At 38.5% G+C, this 10,932-nt stretch carries 11 protein-coding genes; 8 read left to right on the forward strand and 3 right to left on the reverse strand.

Features of this window, described 5'->3' with window-relative positions:
* The first annotated feature begins 309 nt into the window (after positions 1–309).
* From C9J34_RS13075 to C9J34_RS13085, 3 genes are all read left to right on the forward strand, one after another.
* On the forward strand, positions 310–1,125 hold the full coding sequence (locus tag C9J34_RS13075; protein ID WP_107840477.1) for an undecaprenyl-diphosphate phosphatase: 816 nt from the start codon (positions 310–312) through the stop codon (positions 1,123–1,125).
* 89 nt (positions 1,126–1,214) lie between these two features.
* The gene (locus C9J34_RS13080) at positions 1,215–1,745 is read left to right on the forward strand and encodes an NfeD family membrane protein (RefSeq protein ID WP_107840479.1); all 531 of its coding nucleotides are present in this window, start codon (positions 1,215–1,217) and stop codon (positions 1,743–1,745) included.
* Between the two features lie 18 nt (positions 1,746–1,763).
* A complete protein-coding gene (locus tag C9J34_RS13085) occupies positions 1,764–3,314 on the forward strand; it encodes a flotillin family protein (RefSeq protein ID WP_107840481.1) in 1,551 nt (516 codons plus the stop codon).
* Between the two features lie 330 nt (positions 3,315–3,644).
* Here C9J34_RS13085 and C9J34_RS13090 read toward each other — a convergent pair whose 3' ends face one another.
* Both C9J34_RS13090 and trhA read right to left on the reverse strand, forming a co-directional pair.
* On the reverse strand, positions 3,645–4,481 hold the full coding sequence (locus tag C9J34_RS13090; RefSeq protein WP_107840483.1) for a DUF6612 family protein: 837 nt from the start codon (positions 4,479–4,481) through the stop codon (positions 3,645–3,647).
* A gap of 95 nt (positions 4,482–4,576) precedes the next feature.
* Complete coding sequence (trhA, locus tag C9J34_RS13095) at positions 4,577–5,215, reverse strand: PAQR family membrane homeostasis protein TrhA (RefSeq protein WP_193769000.1); 639 nt, start codon at positions 5,213–5,215, stop codon at positions 4,577–4,579.
* Positions 5,216–5,409: 194 nt separating this feature from the next.
* On the opposite strand from trhA, the gene C9J34_RS13100 reads away from it, so the two are divergent.
* From C9J34_RS13100 to msrB, 5 genes are all read left to right on the forward strand, one after another.
* The gene (locus C9J34_RS13100) at positions 5,410–6,252 is read left to right on the forward strand and encodes a DegV family protein (RefSeq protein ID WP_107840485.1); all 843 of its coding nucleotides are present in this window, start codon (positions 5,410–5,412) and stop codon (positions 6,250–6,252) included.
* A 329-nt stretch (positions 6,253–6,581) separates the two neighbouring features.
* The gene (locus tag C9J34_RS13105; protein WP_238600652.1) at positions 6,582–7,475 is read left to right on the forward strand and encodes a GDSL-type esterase/lipase family protein; all 894 of its coding nucleotides are present in this window, start codon (positions 6,582–6,584) and stop codon (positions 7,473–7,475) included.
* Positions 7,476–7,483: 8 nt separating this feature from the next.
* Positions 7,484–8,062: a YpmS family protein gene (locus C9J34_RS13110; protein WP_107840489.1), complete on the forward strand. Its 579-nt coding sequence runs from the start codon at positions 7,484–7,486 to the stop codon at positions 8,060–8,062.
* A 42-nt stretch (positions 8,063–8,104) separates the two neighbouring features.
* Entirely contained in the window at positions 8,105–8,593 is a 489-nt protein-coding gene (gene msrA / locus C9J34_RS13115) for a peptide-methionine (S)-S-oxide reductase MsrA (protein ID WP_420799131.1), read from the forward strand.
* Positions 8,586–9,020 (forward strand): peptide-methionine (R)-S-oxide reductase MsrB, encoded by a 435-nt coding sequence (gene msrB, locus C9J34_RS13120; protein ID WP_107840493.1) that lies wholly within the window; start codon positions 8,586–8,588, stop codon positions 9,018–9,020. Before msrA ends, msrB begins: the two co-directional genes overlap by 8 nt.
* A 36-nt stretch (positions 9,021–9,056) precedes the next feature.
* Here msrB and C9J34_RS13125 read toward each other — a convergent pair whose 3' ends face one another.
* Entirely contained in the window at positions 9,057–10,877 is a 1,821-nt protein-coding gene (locus tag C9J34_RS13125; protein WP_411829998.1) for a methyl-accepting chemotaxis protein, read from the reverse strand.
* Positions 10,878–10,932 lie beyond the last annotated feature (55 nt).

Genomic DNA, 10,932 nt, shown 5'->3' on the forward strand with positions numbered 1-10,932 from the left:
CTCAATCGGGTTTTTACAGGCTGTTGATCCCCCACTTAACTATTTCGTTCCACTTACTATTTTGATGTGGGGGTCTTACAGCCTGTTAATACGGGATAAAATTTTAGAGAATATAGGAAGATAGATAATAGAACATCCTACGAAAAAGTGGATTTCGAGGATGTTCTTTCAATTTGAGCATATGAAGGGGTTTCCTTTGCGAATTTTTCGAGGTGTAATTGATGAATACGCCTTTTTTGTGTAACATAAAGTGTTAGTTGAACTTATCAAATTGGCGAATCGCTAATAAATAGAATAAAGGAGAGTATTATGGAAAATTTTGATTTGATGGTCTTGATTAAGCATATTATTATTGGCTTAATTCAAGGGTTTACAGAACCAATTCCGGTTTCATCGAGCGGTCATGTGATGATTGCTAGTGAGCTACTTGGTATGGGGGAGCAAGGTTTTACGTTTGCGATTTTAACAAATACGGCGTCATTGATTGCGATTTGTATTATTTTTCGTGAAGATATAGCCCGCCTTATTTTTCATTCGCTACAGTATTTAAAAACGAGAGAAAAGCGTTATTTAGCAGATTTTAAATTTGCTATGTTTGTCATCGTAGGGACGATTCCTGCGGGTGTGTTAGGTGTGCTATTAAGTGATGTTATTGCAGAAAATACGAGTATGACGACGATTGCAATTACACTTTTTGTTACGGGGATTGCGCTTTGGCTTATTCGTAACTTGCGTGGTACAAAGCGTGATGGCGATTTAAAATTAAAAGACGCGATTATTGTTGGATTCGGGCAAGCAGTTGCATTAATGCCTGGGATTAGTCGTTCAGGTGCGACAATTATTTCATCAATGGCTGTTGGGATGAAGCAGGATACAGCACTGCGCTTTTCATTTATGCTCTATATTCCAATTAGCTTAGGTGGTGTCGTACTAGGTGTCAAGGATTTTATCGAGCATCCTGCTGAGCAATCTCTCATAATCCCTTATATTGCAACCTTTATTGCGACAATGGTGATGACTTATTTTGCTATGCGTTGGTTCATGGGCGTTATGAAAAATGGGAAGCTTGTTTATTTCTCATATTATTGTTTTATTGTCGGTACGTTGTTACTCATTTTTTATTAAAATACGAGTTACATATTTTTTATTTTTCTGAAACTTTCTTGGAAGTTATTCGTAAATAAGGTAATACATAAGAAAGGGGGATGAAAAAGTTGTTTGGATTTTCACTCACAGCCATTTATTTGACCGTATTGATTGTCATGGCTAGTTGTACATTGCTTTACCTCGTATTCGCTGATTTAGCGGATGGTGTGGCTGAAGGGATACCTTATCTTGATCCAGCGGTGATACTTTCTTTTATTTCCATAACAGCGGCGGGCGGTTATTTACTGGAGCGTTTCACATCTTTAACGAGCATTGTTGCCTTTATTATCGCAATAATTATCGCAGCTATTTTGACAGCGCTCCTGTATTTTTTCCTTCTCGTACCACTGAGATCAGCGGAAGTATCGCTCGTCTACACAGACGCTTCTTTGGAAGGTCAAACAGCGAAAGTCATCATACCAATACCCGTAGATGGCTTTGGTGAGATTGTCATCGAATCGATTAATGGTATTATTTCTAAGCGTGCAGCAAGCTATCAAGGTGAAGAAATTCCTTATGACACAAAAGTATTAATTATTGAAGTAAAAGAAGGAACAGCTTTTGTTACATCGTATGATAAAGGCTTTTCCCACACATAGTTTAAAGGAGGAAAAAGAATGCTCGAAAATTTAGGTGTTATTGGGGTTATCGGGGTTGTCGTACTTATCATTTTGATACTTATAGGAGTTTATGTCTCGAAATATCGTACAGCCGGTCCTGATGAGGCATTAATTGTAACGGGAAGTTATTTAGGTTCAAAAAATGTCCATACAGATGAAACGGGCAATCGTATCAAAATTATTCGCGGTGGGGGTACATTTGTATTCCCAGTATTCCAACAGGCAGAGCCATTAAGCTTACTTTCAAGTAAATTAGATGTGACGACACCCGAAGTGTATACAGAGCAAGGTGTACCAGTCATGGCAGATGGTACAGCGATTATTAAAATTGGCGGTTCGATTTCTGAAATTGCTACAGCAGCAGAACAATTTTTAGGTAAAGAAAAGCACGAGCGTGAAATGGAAGCGCGTGAAGTGTTAGAGGGGCATTTACGCTCGATTTTAGGCTCGATGACAGTAGAGGAAATTTATAAAAATCGTGATAAGTTCTCACAGGAAGTGCAACGTGTAGCGTCACAGGACTTAGCGAAAATGGGTCTTGTTATCGTATCCTTTACAATTAAAGATGTCCGCGATAAAAATGGCTATCTTGAATCACTAGGGAAGCCACGTATCGCGCAAGTAAAACGCGATGCAGACATTGCTACAGCTGAAGCAGATAAAGAGACACGTATTAAACGTGCACGAGCAGATCAAGAGGCGCAAAACGCTGAGTTAGCACGTGCAACAGAAATTGCAGAAGCGGAAAAGGATAACCAACTAAAAGTGGCAGAATTCCGTCGTGAGCAAGATATTGCACGAGCGCGAGCAGACCAAGCATATGAGCTAGAAACAGCGCGTGCGAAGCAGGAAGTAACAGAGCAAGAAATGCAAGTACAAATTATTGAGCGTCAAAAGCAAATTGAGCTGGAAGAACGTGAGATTTTACGTCGTGAACGTCAATATGATTCTGAAGTGAAGAAAAAAGCGGATGCAGAGCGCTATGCAATTGAGCAACAAGCGGCAGCTGAAAAAATGAAGCAGCTTGCACAGGCGGATGCTGAAAAATATCGTATTGAAGCACAGGCACAAGCAGAAGCGGAACGCATTCGTCTTGACGGTTTAGCAAAGGCAGATGCAGAGCGTGCACAAGGTACAGCAGAAGCAGAAATCATTCGTCTGCGCGGTCTAGCAGAAGCGGAAGCGAAGCAAAAAATTGCGGAAGCATTCGAGCAATATGGCCAAGCAGCTGTGTTAGATATGATTGTACGCATGATGCCAGAGTATGCGAAACAAGTTGCAAGTCCATTAGCAAATATCGACAAAATTACAGTTGTGGACACAGGCGGTGGAGAAGGTGGCGGCGCTAATAAAGTCACTTCCTACGCGACAAACTTAATGGGTTCATTACAAGAAACATTAAAAGCTTCATCAGGTATTGATGTAAAAGAATTAATTGAAACATATGTTGGGAAAAATGCAATAAAGCAATATGCACAACAAGCACCTTTAGCGGTCCCAACAGCAGTGCAACAAAAAGAGGAAAAACCTGAAATAACAGAAGAATAAAAAAGAGGCTGATGGAAAAGCAAGCTTACACTTGTATTTTCCATCAGCTTTATTAATTCTATAAGTGATGCGTCTTCAACAATTGCCTAAGGTGAAATCGCATTACTATTTTCATATATTGTTGATGTTTGATCAATAGTCTGATGCAATCGGAGAGGATTTGATGGGCGAAAATAGGCATTGGTTGGGCGATTTCATCTGTTCGTTGGGCGAATCATTACTTTTGAACTAAGAAAATTCAAATAAGTAAGATGGATATATAAGGTATATCCATGTCTATAAAAACGGCTGAAACCCTTAAATAATTAGGGGTTCAGCCGTTGCAGTTGTTTAATAATTTATTTCCTGTGCATTGTCTAACACATCTTGAGGAATAGTAATCGTTGTGTTATTAAAATCATCGTACGTCGTTGTCGTCTTTTGATCAATCTTTGCTGTTGTTCCTTCTATTTCCATTGAGATAATCATATCTAATTTCAATTCTTTCATATCATACGTCTTTTTATCAATCGTTAGTTGATAAGATGTATCATCGAACGATAGTTCTTCGAGTTGGTCGATAGGGGCATCTGGCATCGTTAGTGCGATTTGCTCCTCAATCAATTGCTTAAATTTATCGCCGCTCGCTTTTAAAGTTAAGATATAATCGGTATTCGTTTGCTCAAATGTGAAATCGTCCGCAAATTTTTCTAATAGCTTTAATTGATCAGCTGCATTTGCTTGTACACCAGCTTGACTTAACATTTCATCCAATGTTGCATCCTGTGGTAGCTTAAACCATGCATCAGCTGTGCTTTCATACATATAAAAACCATCATCAGCTGTCATATACATTTTCATAGGCATATCAATTTTATCGTTGCTTACAGGCTCTGTCATGGAAATTGTGCCATCAATAAAAAATTGTACGGGCTCTAAAACAGCCCCCATCTTCATGTTGGCAGACGTATCGATTGTAGAACCATCACCAAGCTCCATTGCTTGTGTCATCGTCATAGTTGCGTTAAAGCTTTTAATTTCGCTTTGGCGCTCATTACTTTTCGCAAATACTTCCTCTAATGATAAATCACTTTTATCTGTTGTATTGTCTTTCGGTGTGGCTGTTGTGCCACAGCCAGCCGCAACTACGGCCACTCCTGTTAATGCTAGTAACATTTTTTTCTTCATTTGCTACATCTCCTTTACTATCAATACTTATTCATACTGTTTTTTTTAGGAAAAGTTTCAAAAAAGCCGTATTTTGATAGAAAAGTCCTAATGTTTTACAAATAAAATAGTACGCAACTGACCATACATGCACAGCCTGCAATAACAAAAATATGCCAAATTGCATGGTTGTAAGGGAGGCGATGCCATGCATAAAAAATAGCGCCAAATGTAAAGAGTAAACCGCCTGCTAGTAACAATAAAAAGCCTTCTAGCTGTAGAAATGCATATACGGGTTTAATGACGAAAATAATAATCCACCCCATGGCAATATATAAACCTAACGAAAATGCCTCAAAGCGATGAATAAACAAACATTTAAAAACGACACCAAATATGGCGATACCCCAAATAATACATAATAATGTAATGCGTAATGCGCCATCTAATGTAATTAATAAAAACGGTGTATATGTGCCAGCAATTAAAATATAAATCGCAGAATGGTCAAGAATCGCAAAAAGATGTTTAAAACGTTCGGGCATGCTATGTAGCAATGTAGAATTTAAAAATAAGATGATTAAGGATGCCCCAAAAATACTGTATGAGACGATATCAACAACGCCTCCTTTAGCGACTGCTTGCAAAATAAGGACGACGCAGGCTGGAATACTAATAAGTAAACCGATACCATGTGTAATGGCGTTCCATAACTCTTCATTTCTTGATTTGTAATCGAAAACGATGTTTTGCATTAAAATCACTCCTTGTAAAATACTATAGTAGAATAAAATTGCGCTTGGTAGGCATAATTGTCATTAGTTGTCACTACAATATGTCATATGGAAAAAAGACAATTATCAAGTAATAGGTATTACATTTGTCACCTTTACAGTAGTAATTCAAGTTATTTATAATAGGTAAGAAGAATATAAAGGATGTGTCGTAAGTGGGACGAATTCATATAATAACTGATTCAACATGTGATTTAACAAAAGAGGAAATTACGAAGCATGGCATTCATATTGTGCCATTGACAATTCAAATTGGACAAAATACATATATAGATGGAGTAGATGTAGAGCCTGCTTCATTTATGGATATGATGAAGCAATCTTCAGAGCTGCCAAAGAGCTCTCAGCCAGCACCTGGAAAGTTTAAAGAGCTATATGATGAACTTGGCAAAGACGGTGATCAAATTTTATCGATTCATATGACAGGCGGCATGAGCGGTACGGTTCAATCGGCTCGCCAAGCAGCTGAAATGACGACATCCAATGTGACTGTAGTAGATTCACGCTTTATCGCATTCGGCTTAGCTTTCCAAATTCGTGAAGCAATCCGCTTACGTGATGAGGGGGCTTCGATGGAAGACATTGTAGCACGTTTAGATGTCGTACGTGCCAATACGAATTTATATGTTGTCGTGGATACGCTTGAGAATTTAATTAAAGGCGGACGTATTGGTAAAGGAAAAGGAATGATTGGCTCGTTATTAAATATTAAGCCAATTGCTAGCCTAGAAGGTGGCGAATATACACCTGTCTCGAAGGCACGTAGTCATAAGCAAGTCGTCAATTATTTATTTAAGCAATTCCAAGAAGATACTGCTGGTAAAACGGTAAAAGGTGTAGGGTTATCTCATGCAAATGGGTTACAAACGATGGGGCAGCCACTATTAGATTTAATTCAATCAACAGGCTTTAACGATTCAGAAATCGCCTTCACATCACCTGTCATTAGCACACATACAGGTCCAGGGGCAATCGGCTTCATTTATTTTGCAGAATAAAAATCAATTACGTCTTGGCGTAATTGCGTCGGGATTTTGAATTGTGCTTGCACAATTCAAAATCTCTGACATCCGCCGGAGGCTTAATTTGATTTGAACTTTCTTTGATTGAATTGCTATTCTGGTCCTTATTTCCTCACCTATTAGAAGAAGTAGGGGACTATTTATTGAATCAAATTAAAAAACACGCTAAAATTGCCTTTCTATAAGGATTTTAGCGTGTTTGTTTTCGTCATATACATTATAATAAAGTATACATATGCTATAAGTAATAGATTAGATATTTAAAGATTGGTAGGGAAGAAGAGAGAATGAGGTTTTTGTTTTGCATGTTATGTTGTTGTTTGTTGCTAACGGCTTGTACAGTGACAGTTGATGAGCCTGAAGTGACACCTGAGGAATACGAGAAGTCACTTGATACGACAAATGTACCAATGCCAATAGATGATGCTCTGTATGTTGAGCAACCGAAAAAGGAAAGTATTATAGAAAAATTAAGTGATATTTTTCAGTTAGACTGGCTGAATCGTAAAGAAATAGATGCACAGGACATTCAATATATTGCGCTTGGTGACTCGTTAACAGATGGGGTAGGCGATGAATATACGCGCCAAGGATATACGGAGCGCTTAGTTGAAAGATTGGAAAAATGGCCTGCTGTTGCCTCGATTACATTAGATAATCGAGGAAAAAGAGGAAGGCGTAGCGAGCAACTATTACAACTTCTTGAAAAAGGGCATTATGATAAGGAATTAGCAGATGCAAATTTGGTTACGATAACAATGGGTGGCAATGATGTCATGAAAATTGTCAAATCGGATATATTTTCTTTAAAAAAAGAAATGTTTGATCAAGAGCGAGCGAACTTTAAAAATAACTATGAGCAAATTATTAAGCAAATACGTGCGCGAAATACTGAAGTGCCGCTTATTTTAATTGGTTTTTATAATCCTTTTTCGATTGTAGTAGATGAAACAACACCGTTTGAGGAAATTATTGTAGAATGGAATAACGATATTATGGAGCTAGCGCTACAAGATGAGCAGGCTTGTTTTGTTCCTGTAATGGATTTATTTCATACCAATGAAAATTTAGTTTACCATACAGACTTTTTTCACCCAAATGCGAAAGGCTATGAGCGCATGACAGAGCGAATTGTCACAGCAATGGAAGCATGTAATATTGAGGCAATGACAGATGGTTTGATTGGATTTGAGGAGTGATATAACCTATGAATAAATGGAAAGTCGCCTTTTTTTTACTGGCAGGAACGGTACTTTTTACACTCGTTTTCATCGTTTATTTGGCGACTTCAAAAGTGGATGAACAAGCGATTCCAGAGGTGCAGTCAGCAACAGGGCATGTCCTCACTGTGCAAACGACTGCGAAAGAATTTGAAGCAATTGCTAAAAAATATATGGGCAAGGGGCCGCTAGGGAAATCACCTATCCCCGTTGAAATGGAAGTAAATGAACAAGTGCAGCTTTTTAGCGAATTAATTGTCTTCGGTATTACGGTTCCGATTTCGATGGACTTTGAGCCAATCGTGAGTGATGGCAATATTCGTTTAAAGCAAACAGAGGTCAATGTAGGGAAATTAAATATCCCGCCATCAACGGTTTTGAAGCTAATGAAGGATGCGATTGAGTTTCCTGATTGGATGATTGTCAGACCAAATGAAGAGGAAATTTATGTGGATTTATCGCGTATTAATATCGCTTCAGGCTCAAGAGTTCGGGCAAAGGAAATTGATTTACCAAATGATAAAATATTATTAGAAATCATTATTCCAGCAGAAGGAGTGAAGTAAGTGGTAGAACAAGCAACGTTTGCAGGTGGCTGCTTTTGGTGTATGGTGAAGCCCTTTGATGAATTACCAGGAATCGAAGCTGTCATTTCAGGCTATACAGGTGGGCATGTGGAAAATCCAACATATGAACAAGTTTGCTCAGAGACAACAGGGCATCTAGAGGCAGTGCAAATTACATTTGATCCGACGATCTTCCCTTATGAAAAGCTTGTGGAACTGTACTGGACATTAATAGACCCGACGGATGCAGGCGGGCAATTTTATGACCGTGGTGAATCCTACACAACGGCGATTTTTTATCATAATGAAGAACAGCGTGAAATAGCTGAACAATCCAAGGCAGCATTGCAGGCATCAGGCAAGTTCAATGCACCAATTGCTGTGAAAATTTTACCGGCTAAACCTTTTTATGAGGCAGAAACCTATCATCAGCACTATTATAAGAAAAATCCTGCCCATTATGAGCGTTATTCGATTGGCTCAGGGCGCGCAGCATTTACAGAAAAACATTGGGGTGAATCGAATGAATAAAGAGCAGCGACTAAAGGAATTAACAGAAATGCAATATTATGTGACGCAACAGCAGGGGACAGAACCACCATATCGCAACGAATATGATCAGCATTTTGAAGAAGGCATTTACGTGGATATCGTGTCAGGAGAGCCGCTCTTTTCCTCATTGGATAAATTTGATGCAGGCTGTGGCTGGCCAAGCTTTGCCAAACCAATAGCAGTAGAGGAAGTGACAGAGCATTTTGATACATCGCACGGCATGCGTCGTGTCGAAGTGCGCAGTAAAACGGCCGACTCCCATTTAGGACATGTCTTCCCAGACGGGCCGAAAGATTTAGGAGGGCAGCGCTACTGCATCAACTCAGCCGCATTACGCTTCATTCCAGTGGTGGAGTTAGAGGAGCAAGGGTATGGTAAATATAAAGTACTCTTTGACAGCAATTAAAAAATGCGGGGAAACCAACGTTTCCTCGCATTTTTTCTATATTTTAAACTCCCCGACAACATTGCGTAAATCATCTGCTTGCTTCGCTAATTCAGAAGCGGCAGCATTAATTTCCTCCATAGATGCCGAGCCTTGCATTGCAGCAGAGGCGCTAGTTTCTGTACTGAAAGCAGTTTGTTCTGCAATGGCATTTACTTCGACAAAGGAAGTACTTACAACATTGCTATAATCTAATGTCACATTAATTTTTTCCACCATACGGCTAATAATTTCTGTTGTACGCTCTGTTTGTTGTAAAATTTTATCGAGAGAAGCATTCGTTTCGTTTGCTACTTCTACGCCTTTTATAACAGATTGGACACCGTTATGGTTTTGCGCAATAATGGACTTGACTTCCGTTTGAATGGAAGAAATGATGCCCGTTACTTCCTTCGCAGCGGTTTGAGATTGCTCCGCTAATTTACGTACTTCATCGGCAACGACAGCAAAGCCTTTACCATGCTCACCAGCTCTTGCCGCTTCAATTGCCGCGTTAAGAGCAAGCAAGTTTGTTTGCTCAGCAATACCTGTAATCGTGCTAATAATAGAAGTAATTTCACCAGATTTTCTTCCAAGTGCTTCAACAGTCGTTGTTGTGTTTGCCATTGTTTCTTCAATATCCATCATAACATTTGAAGAATGCGTAACGGATTCACTCCCACCATTTGCGACAATGCGCATTTCTTCTGAAGCTTGACGAACATCTGCGGCTTCTACATTTAAATCATGTATGGCTTGCTCAAGCAACTGCATATTTTGTGCCGCTTGTCCCATTCGATCAATAATTGTCGTACTGTCACTCGCAATATCATGTGTAGAATTGGCGATAGAATCAATCATACGTGCATTTTCATCTGCTAATGCCATCAACTCTTGAGAGCTTCCTGAAACGTTTTCTGCTAAGCCAGAAACGCGCTTGATAAGCGTTGAAATAGAGTTAATTAATAAATTCGTTGAATCGGCAATTTGTGCAAATTCATCATTTGTTTTAACATTTACACGTCGTGTTAAATCACCACCTGTACTAGCGATATCTAAAATGGACGAATTAATGGAATACGTATTACGACGAATTGATTTGAACAATATGTAACCAGATATAATCGTTAAAATCATGGCAATAATTGCTAAGAACAGAAATGACATTTTAGAAGTGTTTGCATATTGTTCTAACTCTTTAATCAGTTCTTCATTTTCCGTTTCTAACAAAGCGATTAACTGAACGGAATAATCATCAATATAGGTTTTTAACGATTGCCCTCCACCGTGTTGCATGAGCTTTTGAGCATTTTCGAAGCCATATTTTGTTCGTGTGTCAATCATATTTTGAGAATGTGTTAAATAAACACTATAAAGCTGTTTGATTGAAGCAAGGGTATTTGCAGCCTCCTCATGATCAGCTAAAATGACTTGTAGCGCTTCAATATTGCTATTAATATTTTCCTTAGATGTTTCGTAATCTTGTAAAATCTCTTCTTTTCCTGTGATTAAGTACGTCTGCTCATGGCTGGATAGCTTCGCAATATCGCTAGCTAAACTGTTGATTTGAATTTGATGTTGCAAATTTTCATCAGCAAAATCTCGCAAGCTTGTTTGTAATTTAGTAATATTAGTGTACGATAGCAATTGCATAGCAAAAATAATGGCTAATAATAACGAGAAAATAAGTAGTACACGCCCGCGAATAAGCTGATAAAATCTTGCTTTTTTCTTTATGTTGACTGGCTCTTTTTCTTGTTTTTCTTTCTTACGTTTAGCAAAAAATTTCGCTGGTGCTGCTCTTTTTAATTTATTCCTTTTTAGTAGCAATTTTGTCACCATCCTTCTATAGGATAAATTATTCATTATTTATATAAGTGTACCTATATATAAG

Origin of the sequence: Metasolibacillus meyeri (assembly GCF_003049505.1) — a bacterium.
In the GTDB taxonomy this organism is placed as follows: Bacteria; Bacillota; Bacilli; order Bacillales_A; family Planococcaceae; genus Metasolibacillus; species Metasolibacillus meyeri.

Excerpts from the sequence above, each read along its gene's own strand:
- C9J34_RS13075 (WP_107840477.1), top strand. The coding sequence starts at position 310 with ATGGAAAATTTTGATTTGATGGTCTTGATTAAGCATATTATTATTGGC.
- C9J34_RS13085 (WP_107840481.1), top strand. The coding sequence starts at position 1,764 with ATGCTCGAAAATTTAGGTGTTATTGGGGTTATCGGGGTTGTCGTACTT.
- C9J34_RS13090 (WP_107840483.1), bottom strand. The coding sequence starts at position 4,481 with ATGAAGAAAAAAATGTTACTAGCATTAACAGGAGTGGCCGTAGTTGCG.
- trhA (WP_193769000.1), bottom strand. The coding sequence starts at position 5,215 with ATGCAAAACATCGTTTTCGATTACAAATCAAGAAATGAAGAGTTATGG.
- C9J34_RS13105 (WP_238600652.1), top strand. The coding sequence starts at position 6,582 with ATGTTATGTTGTTGTTTGTTGCTAACGGCTTGTACAGTGACAGTTGAT.
- C9J34_RS13110 (WP_107840489.1), top strand. The coding sequence starts at position 7,484 with ATGAATAAATGGAAAGTCGCCTTTTTTTTACTGGCAGGAACGGTACTT.
- msrA (WP_420799131.1), top strand. The coding sequence starts at position 8,105 with ATGGTGAAGCCCTTTGATGAATTACCAGGAATCGAAGCTGTCATTTCA.
- msrB (WP_107840493.1), top strand. The coding sequence starts at position 8,586 with ATGAATAAAGAGCAGCGACTAAAGGAATTAACAGAAATGCAATATTAT.